17 protein-coding genes and 1 tRNA gene are annotated in these 19,373 nt (G+C 42.0%); 12 read left to right on the top strand and 6 right to left on the bottom strand.

Annotated features, from left to right (window positions below; genetic code table 11):
* The first annotated feature begins 177 nt into the window (after window positions 1–177).
* From J0X14_RS03935 to J0X14_RS03945, 3 genes are all read left to right on the top strand, one after another.
* Entirely contained in the window at window positions 178–870 is a 693-nt protein-coding gene (locus J0X14_RS03935) for a M23 family metallopeptidase (protein ID WP_207096445.1), read from the top strand.
* 135 nt (window positions 871–1,005) lie between these two features.
* The gene (locus tag J0X14_RS03940; RefSeq protein WP_207096446.1) at window positions 1,006–1,188 is read left to right on the top strand and encodes a type II toxin-antitoxin system HicA family toxin; all 183 of its coding nucleotides are present in this window, start codon (window positions 1,006–1,008) and stop codon (window positions 1,186–1,188) included.
* Window positions 1,189–1,230: 42 nt separating this feature from the next.
* On the top strand, window positions 1,231–1,638 hold the full coding sequence (locus J0X14_RS03945) for a type II toxin-antitoxin system HicB family antitoxin (RefSeq protein ID WP_207096447.1): 408 nt from the start codon (window positions 1,231–1,233) through the stop codon (window positions 1,636–1,638).
* 87 nt (window positions 1,639–1,725) lie between these two features.
* On the opposite strand, the gene J0X14_RS03950 is transcribed toward J0X14_RS03945, so the two are convergent.
* Window positions 1,726–1,798: transfer RNA gene (locus J0X14_RS03950), tRNA-Phe, on the bottom strand.
* 156 nt (window positions 1,799–1,954) lie between these two features.
* Between J0X14_RS03950 and J0X14_RS03955 the strand changes: the two genes are divergently transcribed.
* The 7 genes from J0X14_RS03955 to J0X14_RS03985 all read left to right on the top strand — a co-directional run bounded on the left by J0X14_RS03955 (window position 1,955) and on the right by J0X14_RS03985 (window position 9,744).
* Window positions 1,955–2,683 (top strand): type III pantothenate kinase, encoded by a 729-nt coding sequence (locus tag J0X14_RS03955; RefSeq protein WP_207096448.1) that lies wholly within the window; start codon window positions 1,955–1,957, stop codon window positions 2,681–2,683.
* Entirely contained in the window at window positions 2,684–3,964 is a 1,281-nt protein-coding gene (locus tag J0X14_RS03960) for a hypothetical protein (RefSeq protein ID WP_207096449.1), read from the top strand.
* A gap of 103 nt (window positions 3,965–4,067) precedes the next feature.
* The gene (locus tag J0X14_RS03965; RefSeq protein ID WP_207096450.1) at window positions 4,068–5,438 is read left to right on the top strand and encodes a hypothetical protein; all 1,371 of its coding nucleotides are present in this window, start codon (window positions 4,068–4,070) and stop codon (window positions 5,436–5,438) included.
* 1 nt (window position 5,439) lies between these two features.
* Window positions 5,440–6,042: an LPS export ABC transporter periplasmic protein LptC gene (gene lptC / locus J0X14_RS03970; protein WP_207096451.1), complete on the top strand. Its 603-nt coding sequence runs from the start codon at window positions 5,440–5,442 to the stop codon at window positions 6,040–6,042.
* A 1-nt stretch (window position 6,043) separates the two neighbouring features.
* Complete coding sequence (locus J0X14_RS03975) at window positions 6,044–6,247, top strand: hypothetical protein (protein ID WP_207096452.1); 204 nt, start codon at window positions 6,044–6,046, stop codon at window positions 6,245–6,247.
* Window positions 6,248–6,249: 2 nt separating this feature from the next.
* Window positions 6,250–7,539 carry a hemolysin family protein gene (locus J0X14_RS03980; RefSeq protein ID WP_207096453.1) on the top strand — a complete coding sequence of 430 codons (1,290 nt, stop codon included), beginning with the start codon at window positions 6,250–6,252 and terminating at the stop codon, window positions 7,537–7,539.
* Window positions 7,540–7,623: 84 nt separating this feature from the next.
* The gene (locus J0X14_RS03985; RefSeq protein ID WP_207096454.1) at window positions 7,624–9,744 is read left to right on the top strand and encodes a peptidylprolyl isomerase; all 2,121 of its coding nucleotides are present in this window, start codon (window positions 7,624–7,626) and stop codon (window positions 9,742–9,744) included.
* 84 nt (window positions 9,745–9,828) lie between these two features.
* Here J0X14_RS03985 and J0X14_RS03990 read toward each other — a convergent pair whose 3' ends face one another.
* The 4 genes from J0X14_RS03990 to J0X14_RS04005 all read right to left on the bottom strand — a co-directional run bounded on the left by J0X14_RS03990 (window position 9,829) and on the right by J0X14_RS04005 (window position 13,498).
* On the bottom strand, window positions 9,829–10,401 hold the full coding sequence (locus tag J0X14_RS03990; protein ID WP_207096455.1) for a hypothetical protein: 573 nt from the start codon (window positions 10,399–10,401) through the stop codon (window positions 9,829–9,831).
* 121 nt (window positions 10,402–10,522) lie between these two features.
* Entirely contained in the window at window positions 10,523–11,254 is a 732-nt protein-coding gene (bla, locus tag J0X14_RS03995; RefSeq protein WP_207096456.1) for a subclass B1 metallo-beta-lactamase, read from the bottom strand.
* A 19-nt stretch (window positions 11,255–11,273) separates the two neighbouring features.
* The gene (locus J0X14_RS04000; protein WP_207096457.1) at window positions 11,274–12,182 is read right to left on the bottom strand and encodes a GYDIA family GHMP kinase; all 909 of its coding nucleotides are present in this window, start codon (window positions 12,180–12,182) and stop codon (window positions 11,274–11,276) included.
* Entirely contained in the window at window positions 12,182–13,498 is a 1,317-nt protein-coding gene (locus tag J0X14_RS04005) for a hydroxymethylglutaryl-CoA reductase, degradative (protein ID WP_207096458.1), read from the bottom strand. The genes J0X14_RS04000 and J0X14_RS04005 overlap by 1 nt, the downstream gene beginning before the upstream one ends.
* Before the next feature lie 175 nt (window positions 13,499–13,673).
* On the opposite strand from J0X14_RS04005, the gene J0X14_RS04010 reads away from it, so the two are divergent.
* Window positions 13,674–15,833 carry a S9 family peptidase gene (locus J0X14_RS04010; RefSeq protein WP_207096459.1) on the top strand — a complete coding sequence of 720 codons (2,160 nt, stop codon included), beginning with the start codon at window positions 13,674–13,676 and terminating at the stop codon, window positions 15,831–15,833.
* A gap of 15 nt (window positions 15,834–15,848) precedes the next feature.
* Window positions 15,849–17,381, top strand: a complete 1,533-nt coding sequence (locus tag J0X14_RS04015) for a peptide MFS transporter (RefSeq protein WP_207096460.1) — start codon at window positions 15,849–15,851, stop codon at window positions 17,379–17,381.
* Here the strand turns inward: J0X14_RS04015 and J0X14_RS04020 are convergent.
* The gene (locus tag J0X14_RS04020; RefSeq protein ID WP_262897093.1) at window positions 17,378–19,357 is read right to left on the bottom strand and encodes a ComEC/Rec2 family competence protein; all 1,980 of its coding nucleotides are present in this window, start codon (window positions 19,355–19,357) and stop codon (window positions 17,378–17,380) included. The two genes, J0X14_RS04015 and J0X14_RS04020, sit on opposite strands and share 4 nt — an antisense overlap.
* Window positions 19,358–19,373: the final 16 nt, after the last annotated feature.

Raw genomic sequence — 19,373 nt, forward strand, 5'->3', positions numbered from 1 at the left:
CCTCTGCTCCAGCAAGATTGCATCCGGTGGTTTAGCAGAATAGTGCTAAACAAAAACCGCTGATTATCAGGGTATTTATGCTTATTTATGGAATATAACCAGTACATTCGGTACTAGCATCAAAGTAGTGCTATAAAACTGATGTATTAAAAATTTATAACCGGTATTGTTCTTTTTTTGTCAGCGTTTGTAGTTATAAACATTGCTGGCTGTTCCAATAGTGAAGATAATCAAGCGTCGGGAACTAATCCTGACGTATTTAAAGATGCTAATGGAGCTGATGGTGATAACGGTAATGAAGACCAGCTTATGCCGTGCACAGAATTTAATTTTTCAGCAAAGTTTGATGTAAACGCATCTTTTCCTCCATGGAAGAGTTCACCCTATCATTTACCGTACAAGAAAGGGGAAAGATACCTTGTGAATCAGGGCAATACTTCTGGTTTTGGTCACAGCGGGTTTTGGAGGTTCGGGTACGATTTTCTAATGAATATAGGCACTGAGGTTTATGCAGCGCGATCAGGGCGAGTGGTCTACACGTATGACGGCGCACGCGATGGCAATAGAAATGCCACAAACCTCATTACGGTAAGACATTCAGATGGTACAGTAGCACTATATTCCCATTTAACAGAGGATGGTTCTTTTGTAGAGATTGGTGATGCGGTGGAACGCGGACAGTTGATTGGGTTAAGCGGAGACACTGGCAATACTGGGGATATTCCCCATTTACATTTCTCTGTACATCCTTGTTCCGGTTTACCAGGGTTGCCCAATCAGGCGAACTGCCCCACGCAGCCCGTGACATTTTCAAATACCGAAGAAAATCCAGATGGCCTGGGCACAGGGGAATGTTATCTGGCAGAATAGGGGTTACGTATAAATTAGTTTTCAAGCCAACCCCTCGCTCCCGCAAGATTGCATTTTGTGGCACATCCATACCCATGTCATTAAATTATGATATAACAATTTTGTTATATAACATTTTTGTTATAGTTTTGTTTGGTGAAATCAAGTCAGTTGATTAAGATAGTGGAAAGTGATGGTTGGAAATTGGTTAGGACCAAAGGAAGTCACCATCATTATAAACATCCAAAGAAAAAAGGGCTTGTAACCATACCACATCCCAAAAAGGATGTTCCATTGGGTACAGTAAAATCTATCTTAAAACAAGCCGGGATCAAATAAAAATTTCGGGGCTGGTTTGTAAGGCATCAAAAAACAAGAGGAATGGAATCAGTAAAAGTGTTTGTGGAGAAAGCAGACGATGGAACGTATTGGGGCACCACCCAAAATCTTCCAGGCGTAGTATCTGCCTATGGCGATACTTTAGAAGAATTGAAAAAGAATATTAAAGTTGTGGTTGATGATTATATTGAAACTGCCGTGGAATTGGAAGAGGATTGGATTGATGAGGTTTTGCCGATCAATGAATATGAGTTTAAAATGAACATTGAATCTTTCTTTTACCTTGTTCCACAGGTCAAAATCACCGCAATTGCAAGGCGGGCAAAGATAAACCCTTCTTTAATGCGTCAATATGCCACTGGTAGGGCCACCGTATCCGAGGAGCGCCTTAAATTGATCCAAGGAACCATTCATGATTTGGGAAAGGAACTCCAATCAGTTACGTTTTAATTTAGGCGCAAAAATCACTTCAATTCCGTTTTGTAACAAAACAAAAGCCCATCCAATTTGGATGGGCTTTTTGTAGTTGCCACTTCGTGGTACCTCCAGGAATCGAACCAGGGACACACGGATTTTCAGTCCGTTGCTCTACCAACTGAGCTAAGGTACCAGTATTTTAATTATGCCTGTCATTTGGCGGGCTTGCCTGACTTTGCTAGCTTGGGCTTTTGCAAAGGCGGGTGCAAATATAATTTCAAAATTAGGATATACAAACAAAAACCTCAAAAAAGGCATTCCTTTTTTTGCAATTCTCGATCTTTGCAGCATGAATCTGGTCATAGACATTGGTAACACCCTAATTAAATATGCCGTTTTTGAAAATGGCAACCTTCTCTATGGCCAAAGTTCAGAGTCGGGCCTGTTTCTTTCCAAGGTCAAAGAACTCTTTGAGCAGTACCCCAAAATTAACCATGCCCTTATCTCCTCCGTGGGCAAATTGGACCGAAAGGAGCGCGATATTGTGGCACTGTTCTGCAAGGTGCATGTGCTCACGCATGACTCTAAGGTTCCATTTAAGAACAGCTATGCCACGCCCCAGACCTTGGGCATGGATCGAGTAGCCTTGGCCACCGCAGCGTTTTATCACAATCCAAGGGGAAATACCTTGGTCATTGATGCTGGCACCTGCATTACTTATGATATGGTCAATAATTTTGGAGAATATGTGGGGGGAGCTATTTCGCCGGGTATTCGGATGCGGTACAAGGCCATGCACAACCAAACGGCCGCACTTCCGTTGCTGGAACCGGAGGATATTTTGGACTTTATCGGAAATTCCACCGCAAGCAGCATGCACAGTGGGGTAATCAACGGGGTTGCGCAAGAAGTGGACGGAGTGATTGACCAGTATCGCAATCGTTTTCAACATTTAACAGTTATTTTAACAGGCGGTGACGCCCAATTTTTTGCGAAAAGGCTAAAAAACACCATATTTGCGAATTCTAAATTTCTCCTGAAGGGGCTCAATTGCTTGCTGGAATACAACAAACGTTAGATGGTTAAGAAATTTTTGATTGCATTTGTTTGCGTGGCCGCACAGGGTCTTTTTGCGCAAAATGGTACCATATCGCCATATTCCTATTTTGGGATAGGAGATCTTAGAAATTCCGGAACGGTGGATAACCAAATGATGGGCGGAATGGGCATGTATGCCGATAGTATCCACATTAACCTCCAAAATCCTGCTGCCTATTCCAAGTTGAGGCTCACGGCCTATACCGCGGGGATTTCCCACACAGAATACAGACTGAAGGACTGGACGGAGGAGCAGCGTATTTCCTCTACCAATTTGGATTATCTGTCCATTGGCTTTCCCATAGCCGACAAAGTTGGGGTTGGTTTTGGTCTGATGCCGCTCTCGTCCGTGGGATATAGCCTTAGGGATGAAACCACTACAGGTGCTGGAGCCAATGTTACCAATGTTTTTGAAGGAGAGGGTGGATTAAACCGAATTTATTTTTCCGTTGGTTTTGAACCCATCAAGAACCTTAGTTTGGGAGCGACCGTAAATTATAACTTTGGTACATTGGAGTACAGACGACTCCAAAGTGTGGAAGAGGTTCAATTTGGGACCTTGGATAACCGTGAGTCCCGAATTAATGGATACGATTTTAACTACGCCTTAAATTATACTCCTACCATTAAGGACAAATACACGCTGTACACCTCAGTTCGGGTAAACACCCAAGGAAATTTGGTATCCAAAAATTCACAGCGATTGGGGTCTTTCTCTTTGGTCACTGGGGATGAAATTGAGGTCATCGATGTTAATTTGGATGCTACCAATCGCAGAAATACCGAATTAAAGATACCTACACGTACTACCGTGGGGCTGGGATTCGGTGAAGATAAAAAGTGGTTTGTGGGAGGTGAGTACAGCTTCCAGCAGTACAGTGATTTTGATAACTCTTTCCTAGCATTGGAGAATGTTACCTACAATGATGCTGCCACCTATGCCCTTGGAGGCTATTGGGTGCCGGATCATCGTTCCCTGTCAAGTTATTTTAATAGGGTTACGTACCGGGCTGGACTTCGGTATGATGTAAGCGGACTGGAAGTGAACAATAAAGAAATAAATAATTTTGGCATAACTTTTGGATTAGGATTACCGATAGGTGGCATAAGCTATGAATCTGCCTTTTCCAACTTAAATCTTGGATTTGAGCTGGGAAGAAGGGGAACCACAGATGCCGCCTTGATTGAAGAAAGTTATTTGAAAATCAATGTAGGATTATCATTAAATGCGAGGTGGTTTCAAAAAAGAAAAATAAATTGATGGGGCCATTTTTTAAAAAAATCACAATTAACCGACCATATGGATCCTTATAAGAGGATTTTTTAATGAAAATTTGTACTTTAACCACTTTAATACTAGTAAGATGAAAAAGAAACACTACTTAACGATGATAGCGGTCTTTATGACGATGGGATTAAGTATGGCTCAAGCTCAGAATCCAGAGTGTATGACCAATCTTTCCATTTATGCAGAGCACGCAAAAGTAAAAAACTACGATGCCGCTTACGAACCTTGGAAAATGGTCTACGAAAGTTGCCCAGACATCAACAAGGCCAATTTTTCCTATGGCGAAAGAATCTTAAAACATAAGATTGAAAACTCCTCCGGTGCCGATAAAGATGGCTATATCCAAGAATTGTTGTCATTGTATGACAATAGCATCAAGTATTTCCCAAAAAATTATTCCGCTGCAGACATTGGAATAGACAAAGCGCTATTGATGTATGACAGCAAAATGGCCTCCGATGAGCAAATCTTCAAGATGTTGGATGACGCCTTCAAAAAAGACAAAGAAAATTTCACCAACCCTAAAGCATTATACCTTTATTTCTCCAGCTTGGTAGATTTGCACTCTGCAGGTAAAAAAGATCTTCAAGAAGTATTTGATACCTATGATGATGTAACAGAGAAAGTTGAAGATGAAAACAAAAAATTAACAGACGTTATTACTAGACTGCTTCCTAAAGATTCTTTGGGTACACTTACATCCAAAGAAAAAAGTATGCTTAGAGTGGCCAGTACCAACTCTGAATCTTATGGTAAGGTCGGTGCCAGTATCGATTCCAAGTTAGGAGCTTTGGCGGATTGCGACAACCTTATTCCTCTTTACGAAAAGAGCTATGAGGAGAAAAAAGGAGACGTGGCTTGGGTGAAAAGAGCTGTAGGTAGAATGTTCTCAAAAGAATGTACCGATGACCCCATGTTTAGAAAATTGTTCGAGGCCCAATTGGCTTTGGAACCTTCTGCAAGTGCTTACCTCTATGGAGGTGCCCTCAAGCAAAAGTCCGGTGATACCAATGGAGCCATTGCCGATTTCAACAAAGCGGTGGAATTGGAAACAGATTCCTATAAAAAGTCTGATATCCTTTATAAAATTGCAACTACCGTACGTAGATCCAGTAAGTCTCAGGCTAGAAGCTATGCACTTAAGGCCATTGACGCCAATCCTGCAAATGGAAAAGCATATTTGTTGATTGCCAATCTATATGCAAGCAGTGCCAACGATTGTGGAAGCACTCCATTTGAAAAGAGAGCTATCTATTGGAAAGCCGAGGACATGGCCAGAAAAGCGGGTCGGGTAGATCCCTCTTTGGGTGGCACTGCCAGCCAAACAGCAGCCAGTTATTCAGAAAGAGCCCCTAGCAAAGAAATGATTTTCAATTCCGGAATGGCCGGAAAAACAGTATCATTCAGTTGTTGGGTAGGTGGTAGCGTTAAGGTGCCCAATCTATAAGGTGAAACAAACATCTGAAAATATTTTTAAGTGTTTTGCCACGGTGTTCGCCGTGGCAATCCTTTTTATGTCCTGCGGAGATAACTATGAAAGGGTGGGGGAAGAAGCCGTAAAGCCCATTTTTCCACAGGGGGTTGCCCAAGATTTTACCCTTACCTATACCGAAAGCAAAGAGGAACTAAGTTCCCAAGACTCATCCCAATCAAGGGTCATTGCGGTGCTCAAAAGCCCCATATCCGAAGATTTTGACAACCAAAGCTTTAAATTCCGTACCTTTCCAGAAGGACTTGTGGTTGATTTTTTCGATGAAAAAAATCAGAAAAGTGTGGTCACTGCAGATTACGGTATTGTGTACTCCCAGACCAATTTGATTGATTTGAGGGGCAATGTGGTGATAGAGACCCATGATGGGAAAATGTTGGAAACACCCCAACTGTTTTTCGATAGAAAAAACAACTGGATCTTTACCGAAGAAACCTTCACTTATACCAATCCGGAAGACGGTACCGTCATGGACGGCGAAGGAATGGATTTCAACAGGGATTTCAGTTTTTTTAAGGCCCACAAAACCTATGGCCTTATGACCATTAAAGAAGAAGAATAATATGATCAAGTTTTTACGATATACAGAATACCTATACTTGGCCGTGGCTGCCATTTCCATTTACAAGATTGCCACGCTTTGGAGCATAGAGCCCAAGGAAACCTACATCTTTATTTTCTTTGCGGTGGTTTCAATCGCCATGTTCATCTTTAGAAGAAGATACCGCAAACGTTTCGAACAACACAAAAAGGATAATCAACAATAGCCTTGGACACCTCGGTAATCATCATAGTCCTATCTTTACTGTTTTCAGCTTTCTTTTCAGGAATGGAAATTGCTTTTATTTCTGCCAACAGGATCCACATAGAAATTGAAAAGAAACAAGAAGGGCTTTTGGCCAAATTGCTGACATGGCTCACTGATAAACCCTCAAAGTTTATCGCCACCATGCTCATTGGCAACAATATCGCCTTGGTCATTTATGGGTTGTTCATGGGCGATGTACTTATGGAATGGTTTCAAAGCCTGCTCCCCGTAAAGTATGAGTTTTTAAATGTTTTACTTACGGATTTCAGCCTGTTGTCCCAAACCGTGATTTCTACATTGATTATTTTGCTAACGGCAGAATTTTTGCCCAAAGTACTCTTTCAAATCTATTCCAATACGCTATTGAAGTTCTTTGCTGTTCCTGCCTATTTCTTTTACTTGCTGTTTTCCATTGTCTCTTGGTTTGTGATCAAGGTCTCGGATTTTATTCTAAAAGTGTTTTTTAAGACTGATGGTGATGAAGTGCAACTGTCCTTCACCAAACTGGAATTGGGCGATTATATCACCGAGCAGATGGAAACTGTTGAAGAAGAGGATATGGTCGATTCAGAAATACAGATTTTCCAGAATGCACTGCAATTTTCTACCGTAAAAGCACGGGAAGTAATGGTGCCCCGGACAGAGATTACCGCCGTTGAGTTGGATGAGACCCCAAAAAACCTCACCAAGCTGTTCACCGAAACCGGCTATTCCAAAATATTGGTCTTTAAGGATAGCATAGATGAAATCATTGGCTATGTGCATTCCTACGAACTATTCAAAAAGCCAAAAACCATAAAAAGCATTCTACTTCCCGTGGAATTTGTCCCCGAGACTATGCTTATCCAGGATATTTTGAACGTCCTTACCAAAAAACGTAAAAGCGTAGCCGTGGTCTTGGATGAATATGGAGGTACCGCCGGACTCCTTACCGTGGAGGACATTATTGAGGAACTTTTTGGTGAAATTGAGGATGAACATGATAGTACTGACCTACATGAAGAGCAAGTCAGTGAAAATGTATATAAGTTTTCAGCACGTTTAGAGGTAGACTATATCAATGAAACCTATAAACTGGAACTGCCCGAAGGTGAAGAATATGAAACCTTGGGCGGTTTGATCATGAATCAGACGGGAGAGATCCCAGAGCAGGATTCAGAAGTGAAGATTGAGAATTTTACCTTTCATATTTTGGAAGTGTCCAATACTAAAATCGATTTGGTGAGTGTGCGTGTTCACGCTGAGGATTAACAATTTCCAGCGTTTTTTACCCTTTCCTATTTGAAAAGAAAGTGGTATTTTCGCCCACTGAAATTAAAGTAAACAAGCAGTAAAATGGCAATATTAGAGAATATTAGAAAACGGACAACCATCTTGATCTTGATCATTGGTATGGCCTTGTTCGCATTTGTAATATCAGGGGTCTTTACCAGCAATGATTTTGCTGGGGGTAAAGTAGGCTCCGAAGTGGCTGAGATTAATGGGGAGAGTATTTCCATTGACGAATTTAGAAGGGAAGTGGAAACCGCATCAAGAAGATACGGCCCTAATTTCTCGTCAACACAATTGGTGAATACGGTGTATGACCAAGAAGTAAGAAAAGCCATCCTGAACCAACAATTTGAGGATTTAGGCATTGATGTGGAAAGCGATCAGATTATTGAGTTTGTAAAAACATCGGGTTATGCGCAAATTCCAGACTTTTTGGATGAGAATGGAATCTTTAACGAAGAAGTTTTCAAAAGTGCTATTGCTGATTGGAGGGCCAACGACCCACTCAGATATGATGCTTGGTTACAAGATGAAAAGTCCATAATACAGGCCGCCAAGGAGCGTATGTATTTCAACTTGATAAAAGGTGGGGTAGGTGCTACCTTGGCTGAAGGGAAGTTTGATTACCAATTGGCTAACAAGAAAGTGGATATCCAATACGTAAGGGTGCCCTATACTTCCATTCCGGATAGTACCATTCAGGTGTCCAAAGATGAGATTCAGTCTTACATCAGCAAGCACCAAGATCAATTTCAACAAGAAAAAGCCAGGGACATTCGTTTTGTCTATTTTGAAGAAAAAGCATCTGCCGAAGATGAAACAGCAGTTAAGGATGCCATTACAGCTTTGTTGGGTGATACCGTTGAATATTCTGAAGAAAGAGACACTACCGATACTATTCCTGGGTTTAATAATACCACCGATATGGCTGCGTTCTTAGATCGGAATTCAGATACCAAGTTCGATACCATTTACAAAGCCAAAAACGATTTGCCAGCTATTGCCTCAGATTCGCTCATGAGTTTGGCCGTTGGTGAAGTTTATGGCCCGTACAAGGATGGTGATTTTTACCGCGTGTCCAAGATTATGGACAAGAAAGAAGATGGAACGGTAAAAGCAAGTCATATTCTTATTACTTGGGAAGGTGCGGAACGTGCCAATCCAAGTATCACAAGAACCAAGGAAGAAGCTGAGGCGAGAGCCAAGGAGCTTTTGGCCGAAGCCAAACAAGAAGGCACCATCTTTACTACCTTGGCCCGTGAAAATTCAGATGGACCCTCTGCGCCACGTGGCGGGGATTTGGGGTATTTCCAAGAAGGGGTTATGGCCGATGAGTTCAATGATTTCTGCTTTAACAACCCTGTGGGTGCCATTGATTTGGTGGAAACGCAATTTGGGTACCATGTTATTAAAGTAGATGATAAGCAAGATGTGGTTCAGGTAGCTACACTTTCAAGGGAAATTGAACCTTCCGAAGAGACTATCAACACCCTGTTCACGGATGCCACTAAATTTGAAATGGCCACTTTGGATGACGAACCTGAGAATTTTGGGGATATCGCCAGAGAAAGCAGCTACACGGTAAGGCCTGTGAACAAAATCAAGGAAATGGAAGAAAACCTTCCTGGCTTGGGATCACAACGTAGCATTGTGCAATGGGCGTTCAATGATGAGACCAGCGTGGGCGACATAAGACGCTTTAACGTGAACAATGGATACGCCATAGTGCAGTTGACTAAAAAATATAAAAAGGGTCTTATGACTCCTGAAGATGCCTCAGCAACCGCGCTTCCTGAAATAAGGAAAGAGCGTAAGGCGGAGCAAATCATAGCTGCAAATCAAGGAAAAGACATGAATGCCATTGCTTCCGACAATAATGTTAGCTTAAGCAATGCCACGGCATTGACCGTAAAATCTCCCACAATTCCTGGTGCGGGTAGAGAACCCCTATTGGTGGGTAAGGCATTTGGCCTTGACCAAGACCAAACTTCCGGTTTGATTAAAGGTGTAACCGGGGTATTTATGGTGAAAGTGACCAAAAAAGAAGATGCACCAAGCATAGAAAATTTCAGTACCTATGCCAACAGCTTGCAAAGTAGTGCTGCTAATCGTGTAAACGGAGCTGTCTACAATGCGCTCAAGGAGAAGGCTGAGATTGACGACAAAAGAGCTACGTTTTATTAGAGTGTAGTAAAGAAATAGTGAACTAAAAAAAGGGAGCTTTCTTATGTAAGCCCCTTTTTTGTGGTTAAGTTTATGGGTGTTACGTTATGATCTATCTGGTTCATCCCACTTCATTTTATAGCGAATGGAAGTGATTTTCCCATCGGCATCTGTGGTTACTTCAAAACCCTGCTTGGTCCGGAAATAAGCATCGCGCAGAAAATACCAACTACCATTTTTGTGGAAGAATTCCCTTTTGTCGACCTTCCATGCGGCCACAGGGTAAACAATATCCAGCAATTCCTCAAAAAGGGGAGCGGTTTGCGGATCTAGGATGAAATCATTTTTAATATGCCCTAAGAAATCATCAAGGGAGGTATTGCGATTGATTTGTTCAAAATGCAGAATTTCTTCCCCTGCGTCCAAAACAATGAATCTGTCTTCACGAACCTTATTATTCTGGTAAGTATTCAGCGTTTTTCGTTTTATGACATAGACATTAGAATCCAAAATGTATTCAATGGCATCTGATGTGACCTGCTCAAAAGAGGTAATGGAACTTTCTTCCAAAAACGTTTCTAACCGAGCATGGGTTTCTTCATTAATCTGTGTAAATGCCGGTAAACAAAATAGTAGGGAACAGAGTAAGGCAGCCAAAATGTTGTACATGGAAGACATATCTCTTGTATTTTGGATATACTTCCAAATCTAAAAGAACACGATAAGGAATTGGAACCCCAATTGACGAAACTCCTGTTTGGGTTTATGAAAAGGGGTATTATGTGACCCGATTAAGTCTTTAATTGCTAAAAAGCGCAATGGTAAAGTCCAAAAGGGCTTTATCACCAACACTTCCATGTCCGGGTATTATGGTGCTAGCCTTGGTATATTTGGCTTTTAGTTTGGATACAGTTTCGGGCCATTCAGCAATATTGGCGTCCTCAAGATTTCCCTTTCCGGCACCAAGGGATTTTATCAAACAGCCCCCAAATAAAACTTGATCGGTTGGAAAGTAACCAATGCTATTGTCCAAAGTGTGCCCTTCTCCCAAATGATCCAAGATGACTGTTTCGCTCCCAATAGAAAGTTCCAATGGGTCTGTAAAGCCATTTTGTGGGATGGGACTTTTGTTGGAGGCAGCAAGCTCCAACGTCTTTATATAGGCATAAGAGGGAATATTTTTGGTGTGGAAAGCATTCAATCCACCCAAACAATCCGTATGAAAATGGGTCGCCACAACAGCCTTTATGGTACACTGCAATTCATTTTCAATCCATTGAATCAGCTCTTCAGATTCCGTATCCGTATTTGGCGTATCAAAAACAATGGCTTCGCCATCAACAATTACAATCATGCCATTACAAGCTACCTTACCAAAACTCTCGGTTTGCAAATAGGTGATGTGTTGAAATGTATGTTCGGTAAGTTGATTAATTTTTAAGGTCTCAGTTTCATAGCCAATGGGAGTTTTCTGGGTCTGACAATGTACAAGAACCAAAAGCAACAGCGGGTAGGTAAAGATGTTTTTCATTCTGAAACTAAACTAAAAGTTAGAGCACCATTTTTGAAAATGGGATTACAGTAGGGTATCCCTTGGCACTAAAATAATCCAATGTATGTTGATTTCCAGCAGCCAGAACAAAATCCCCGCCCCAGGCCCCAAGACTTTTCAGCGCACCAGGATAATCCGAAAAAAGTTGCGATTTTACGGTTGGAATTTGAAGAACATTGGATAGTATAGCTTCATGTTGTTCCATGAGTGACTGAAATTCCTGCAATGTAGCGGCATTGACCATTTTCTCAGTGAGGGAAGAAATGTCATGGATAAGGTCTTTCTGGTTGAATTCCTGCTTTCGATATGCAGCGATGGCTTCTTTGCTGCTCTGTTTTTGATTGAGATGCACAAAATAAAGCGATTCCTTAAAAAGAGGGTCAAAGTCCACTTCGTTGACTGCTGGTTTGCCGTTTTGTACTTGATAGGTAATGGGAGCGCTGTGCTGCGCACAAGCAATGTCGTACCCGCTGCCCCCAAAGGCGTTCCAAAGCAATTGGTAGGCGTCCACTTGTGCCCATTGTGCTATATTATTGATAAGTGTGGATGAGGTGCCCAGCCCCCATGAGCGAGGAAAACCCAAACGGGTTTCCACTTCAACGCCACTATTTTTTGATAGAAAATCAGGATTTTGTTGTCGGGCTTCTATAAGTAGTTCCACCAAGGTTTGTGCTGTTTTCTCATCCGAAGCAGTTTTTATTCTGAAACTTTCCAACTCGAATTCTGCCTGAAACCAGATTTCAGCATTCTCGTCAAAACTGGCCCAACGTAGAGTTCCTGAATCCGAATCAACAACTTGTAAAGACTGCCCCAGTGTTGTTGGGACCGCCAGGCCAAGCGCTCCATCCAAAATGGCATACTCCCCAGAGAGCAATAGTTTTCCGTTGCTGTAAAACTCCTTGTGCATTATTGGGATTGAATCTTTTCCAAGGCTTCTTTTACCGAAGCATTCGTCACAATATGATATTTAAAATGTTCTACAAGCTGTTGTTTTTCAGCTTCGGTGGCACCCATTTGGTTGAGCATGTTCAACAGATGCATTTTCATGTGTCCTTTTTGGATTCCCGTGGTGACCAAAGACCGAACTGCAGCAAAATTCTGGGCCAAACCAGCAACCGCAACAATTTCCATAAGTTCTTTCGCCGATGGATTCTGAAGGATTTCCAAAGCAAGTTTTACCAAGGGATGCAAGGTGGTCAATCCACCAACCGTGCCAAGGGCCAAGGGCACTTCAATCCAAAATGTAAAGGTATCCCCATCAATGGCGGCATGGGTCAAACTGGAATATTGCCCATCTTTGGCGGCATAGGCATGCACACCTGCCTCCACGGCCCTAAAATCATTTCCGGTAGCCAGGATTACGGCATCAATGCCATTCATAATCCCTTTGTTGTGGGTTACGGCTCTATAAGGCTCTAGTTTGGCAATAGTGATGGCCTGTGCAAATTTGTTGGCAAATTCTTCACCAGACATCCCGCCTGCATTTAGTTGGGAAACAGGGCAACTTACTTCGGCCTTCACGACACAATTGGGCACATAATTGGAGAGAATACTCATGACCACCTCCAGATTTTTCTCCTCATCGGAGAAGTTATCATAGGACCGAGCTTTGGTCTCCAACGTTTTGGCAAACTGTTCCAAACAGGAGTTGATAAAATTGGCACCCATGGCATCCAAGGTCTCAAAAGTGCAATGCAGTTGGTAGTAGCCCTCTATCTGTTCACTGAGGTCCCTTAATTGAATTTCCTTGATGCCGCCACCTCGTTTTTCCATGTTTTCGGTAATATCGGAAACACTTTTTCTGAGTTCGGGTTTTAGTTCCTCAAAAAAAGAGTACAGCTTCTTCTTTTCGCCTTTATAGATGAAATGTACCTGCCCTACTTTTTCGGTTCCCAGGATTTCAGTTTTGAATCCGCCCCGAGTCAACCAAAATTTGGCCGCTTTACTGGCTGCCGCTACAACAGAACTTTCCTCAATGGCCATGGGAATGGCATAGAGCGAATCGTTGATCAAAAAGTTGGGGGCAACGGCAAATGGCAGGTAGTAGTTGGAAATGGTGTTTTCTATGAACTCATCATGCAGTTTCTGCACCTTCGGGTCGGTATTCCAGTACTTTTCCAAAATACGTTTGGATGCTTCCGGGTCTTTGGTATACTGTTTGGCAATCCAATCAATTTTTTCAGCTTTGGAGCGTTTCGAGAATCCTTCAACAGGAGTGTTCATAGTGTTGGGTTAAAGGCATCAAATATAAATATAATAGAACTTTGGCTTATACTATGTATGCCTTAGGCAGAACAAACCTTGTTCAGAACTGCAATTATGGTTGTAAATGCAACACCAAAGTTTATTTTTTGGATAAATATTAGTAAACTTGGGGGTTTTTAATCAATTTTCACACATGAGAAAACAGTTCCTCCTGTTTGTATCTGTTTTAGGGTTTCTTGCCATTTCCACTGCACAGAAGAAGAAAATCACTAACGAAGAAATTTGGGGCGGTGTGTTTCAAACCGAACGTATGGACGTGCTTCGTTCCCTAAAAAATGGAGAACAATACACCATTTTAAATTTTTCCCGGTCACCACAGAGCAGTAGTTTGGACAAATACAACTATGAAACATTGGAAAAGGTAGAGACCATTGTGTCATCAACAGGCAGTGTGCCTTATTTTACCTCCTATACATTCAGTGATGATGAATCCAAAGTGTTGTTGGCCACCGAGGTGGAGCCCATATTTAGACGCTCCCGATTGGGCATTTATTACGTGTATGACATTGCTTCAAAAAATCTGACCCAAATTTCCGAAACCAAGATTCAAGAACCCACATTATCGCCAGATGGCACAAAAGTGGCTTATGTACTGGACAACAATCTCTTTTTGTTTGATGTGGCCTCAAAATCCACAAAACAATTGACGGTTGATGGCAATAAGGGAACCATCATCAATGGCGTAACCGATTGGGTCTATGAAGAAGAGTTTGCCTTTGTGCGTGCCTTTGAATGGAACAGCAATGGGACCAAAATAGCCTTTCTTCGTTTTGATGAAACCGAAGTGCCCAAGTATACCATGGATGTGTATGGGACCAATCTGTATCCATACGCGGATGAATTTAAATACCCCAAAGCCGGAGAGAAGAACTCCATAGTGACTCTTCATATGTTGGATGTGGCTTCTGGTAGCATCACTCCAGTTGATTTGGGAAAACCCTACTACATTCCAAGAATTAAATGGATGAACAACCCAAACCATTTGAGCGTTCAGACCCTGAATCGCCACCAGAACAATTTAAAGTTGTTGGATGTCAATGCGAATGATAATACAGTGTCCGTACTACTCGAAGAAACAGATGATGCTTATGTAGACATTGATGATGACCTTACTTTTTTGGCTGATGACAGTTTTATCTGGACCAGCGAAGGTGACGGATTCAACCATTTGTATTTATATGGAAAAGATGGAAAGTTGAAAAACCAGATTACCGAGGGGCCTTGGGAGGTTACTAGATATTATGGGTACGATGCCTCGCATGACCGGATTTACTACCAATCGGTGGAGAATGGGTCAATTAATAGGGATGTGTATAGCATTTCAACAAAAGGAAAGAAGAAAAAGCGACTTTCGACCCAAGAAGGCACCAATACCGCAGATTTTAGTGCCGATTATACCTATTACATCAATACCTATTCAAGTGCGGGAACCCCTTTTGAATTTGCCTTGCACAAAGCTGAGGATGGCAAATTAGTAAAAGCCATCAAGGATAATTCAGCCTTGTTGACCAAATTGCAGCAGTACGAATGGGTTCCAAAGGAATTTTCTACCATCAACATTAATGGTTACGACCTAAACATGTGGATGATAAAGCCCGCAAATTTTGACCCTAATAAAAAATATCCACTGTTCATGTTCCAATATAGTGGACCTGGTTCACAACAAGTTGCAAATACTTGGCTGGGCAGTAATGATTATTGGCATCAACTCTTGGCTTCCGAAGGATATATTGTAGCCTGTGTGGACGGCAGGGGAACCGGGTTAAAAGGTCGGGATTTTAAAAAGTTGACCCAAAAAGAACTGGGCAAATATGAAGTAAAGGACCAAATTGCTGCAGCTAAAAAATTGAGCGAACTCCCTTATATCGATGAAAATCGTACCGGGATTTGGGGGTGGAGCTATGGCGGATTTATGTCCACCAACTGTATTTTAAAGGGTAACGATGTCTTTGAAATGGCGATTGCAGTGGCTCCGGTCACCTCATGGCGTTTTTACGATACCATTTACACGGAACGATACATGCAGACCCCACAGGAAAATCCCAGTGGATATGATGATAACTCACCGTTTAACTATCCAGAACTGTTGAAGGGAAAATACTTGCTGGTCCATGGTTCTGGGGATGACAATGTGCATGTGCAGAACACCATGCGGATGATTGAAGCCTTGGTACAGGCCAACAAACCATTCGATTGGGCCATTTACCCCGATAAAAACCATGGAATTTACGGGGGCAACACAAGGCTACATTTGTTCACCAAGTTGACCAATTTCGTCAAAGAAAATTTATAACCAAACAGAAGATATATGTCGGATTTAACCAAACCAGCCAACGAAAAGACCCTTTTTGGACATCCAGTTGGACTTTTCTACCTCTTTTTTGCTGAACTGTGGGAGCGTTTCAGTTTTTATGGAATGCGGGCCCTGCTCACATTGTATATGGTCAATGTCATTTTCGAGGCCTTGTCCACTCGGGATTACGCAGCCGCAGCGGTTTATGCATCGTATGGGTCATTGGTATACGCCTCCACCGTAATCGGAGGAAAAATTTCAGATTCCATTCTGGGAATGCGAGCCTCCATTTTTTTGGGTGGTGTTCTAATGGCTTTGGGACATTTTGTATTGGCCATTGAAAATGATGTGGCCTTCTTTTTGGCCTTGGCCTTTATCATTGTTGGGAATGGTTTTTTTAAACCGAATATCTCAACCTTTGTAGGAACATTGTATGAAGATGGTGATGCCAAAAAAGATTCTGGTTTCACCATTTTTTATATGGGGATAAATATTGGAGGCGCCATTGCACCCTTATTATGCGGATGGCTGGGAGCCACCTATGGTTGGCACTACGGTTTCGGTTTGGCCGGAATTGGAATGTTGACGGGACTTATCTTTTTCTGGAGTGGAATTAAAAAGAATGTGTTTGGTGAAGGAGGCAAGCCGCCAAGCATGGAAGTATACGAACGAAAAATTTTCGGAATCCCACAAAAGCATTTTATTCCAGCGGTAGCTTTTCTATCTGCGCCATTGATTGCCTTTCTGTTGTATTCCTATAAATCTTTGGGTGGAGAAGGTTCCTTTTTCGAAGATCAGAATATTGTAAACGTATTGTTCAAATTGATTGGGATAGCCATTTTGGTCTATATGGGCACCATTATGGTCAAGGCAACCGCTGATGAACGTAAAAAGCTTTTCATGGCGTTGTTGATTACCTTTTTTATGACCATTTTCTGGGGATTCCATGAACTTCATGGTAGTGTAATTACCTTGTTTGCTGCGCGAAATGTGAATTTATCCATAATCAATGCCAGTCAAACCAATGCTTTGAACTCAATTTTTATTGTGTTGTTGTCCATCCCTATTTCTGTGATGTGGACCTATTTGGCCAAAAAGAAACTCAATCCAAGAACGCCTTATAAGTTTGGAATGGGCCTTGTTCTTGCGGGATTGGCATTTTATGTGGTTTCGTTGAGCGGAGGAAGTGCGGATGAAAACGGAATGGTACCTTTTTCCTATTTGTTGGCATTGTATTTCTTGATTTCGGTAGGGGAATTGTTCATGTCACCCGTAGGACTTTCCAAAATCACGGACCTTTCACCAAAACGGATTGTGGCCTTTATGATGGGAGTTTGGTTTTTGTCATCATCCTATGCCTTTCAGATTGTAGGGTTTATTTCCAAACAATTGGCCATAGAAAGTACAGACAAAAACGTGGGAGGTTTGGAGACTCTTTCGGTGTATTTAGACGGTTTTTCACTCATCGCCAAGTACTCGCTGGTGGCCGGTGTTGTGGTATTGATTTTCGGCCCATTGATGAAGCGTCTCATGGGTAACGTTCATTAAGGATTTTTCAAATCAAAAACATAATATCCCTTTTCACCCGTATAGTGGAAAGGGATTTCTTTTTGGGAGCAAGTTGTTTTCCAACGCTCCACATAACTTCTGTAACTACTACCATCGGCCAAAACCATTTTGGGTTGTATGGAATCCAACAACCGCTCTAAATTGATTTTTGGTGATTGAGTGAGCAGTAGAAATTCCAGTTCCTTGTTTAAGGGATAGAAGCCTAGGCTATCCATCACATACAATTTTTTTTGGTTGATGAAGTAACTATTCTGAATTGGGTTTTTATATAGGCGTTGGATGCGTTCGGCCACTGCATAATCATTTGCAATTCTGTCTACATTGGAGGTGTCTTGCGCAGCTATACTCAATACCTTTCCCGTTTGATGGAGCAAAATTGTATTCCGCGATTTATGAACCAAGATGAGGCTTTCTTTGTTTTTGAATTGAAACTGGTTCCAAATAGACCAACCTTGTAGCATGACGATTCCTGCAAATAATGCCAAGGCAGTTTTTCGTTTGGGTCGGGATAGAAAGACCACCATTGAAATTATCGTGAAGTACCCCAAAATCAACTGAACAGAATCAAACGGAATATCCTTGATGATAAACCCCTCTTGCTTCGCTACCCAGTTTACCACTGCGTTCATCATTCCAATAATCCAATTATAAATAGCGACCAAAAATTCTGGAAGCTGATTGATCAATGATAATGTGATAATCAAGATACCCATGCCCAAAATCAACCCCAAAAATGGAATGATCACTAGGTTGGATATAAAAAACAAGGCAGGAAACTGGTGAAAGTAGAAGAGACTGATAGGCAAAACCCCCAACTGGGCCGCAACGCTCACGGATAATAATTGCCACGTTTTCTGAACAACCACATTTTCTGGAAACCAAAGCTTTTGCAATTTCGGGTAAATCCAAACAATGGCAAACACGGCCGCATAACTCATTTGAAACCCCACCTGAAACAAAAACAACGGTTTTATCAAAAGAATAAACAGCATGGACAACGCAATAATGTTGAAAGAATTGGTGGGTCGGTTCAAGTACATGGCATAGGCCAAAAAGGAGAACATGGTCACCGCCCGAACTATGGATGGTGATAATCCGGCCACAAAAGCATACCCCCATAGCAATAACACCACTAGCAACAGCTTTAGGGTTTTTCCCTTCGGGAATCTTTCTAGGGGTGACAACAAAAATTGCAGCAACAGCAGCAAAACCCCTACATGGAGTCCCGATACCGCCAAAATATGGACAGCTCCCGCATTTTTGTAATCGTTATAAGTGCTTTCGGAAATATCATCCCGTTGACCTAATAACAAGGCCTGAATCACACTGAGCTCTTCTTGGCCAAACGGTTCTTCTTGCAATTTTGAAATGATGTGTTCCCTTGCATTTGATGCCAATCCCAAAGGGGTTGTTGAGGCGTTTTCAGCAATTATGACGGCATGGTTCGCCGCTTTTATCTGGTGATAAATTGCCTGTTTGCGCAAATAATCTTTATAATCAAATTGATGCGGATTCAGTGGAGGGTGAATAGCTTCAGCTTTGGAAAACACGAAGATTTCATCATCTACCTTCAACTTTGAGCTGGTTGAGTCGGCCGGAAGATTGAGTATTAGTTTTCCAACAACATCTTCCTTATCCAAAGAAATAACTTGTGTAACATACCGCTGGGAAAAAGAGTTTGGCTTTAAGACCTCTCTCACCTTTAGGTGCCACAGGCTTTCTCTTTCAAAATCATGCTGGGAATAATGATTTCCCAAGGCTGTTCCCATGGCCATGGCAACCACAAACATCCCCAAAGAAACTGTAGTAAGGACGGTTCCCATTTCAAAAAGGGGAAAACCTTCACGCGATTGCCTTTTGCGCAACCAAAATAAAATGGGAAAAAACAGGAGGATCGCCAACAACGGGAAAAGCGGAGCGATCTCGAAATAAAATCCTAAAATAATGCCCACCATCAAGCACAAGCAGAGC

This window comes from Allomuricauda sp. CAU 1633 (assembly GCF_017313225.1).
Taxonomy (GTDB): domain Bacteria; phylum Bacteroidota; class Bacteroidia; order Flavobacteriales; family Flavobacteriaceae; genus Flagellimonas.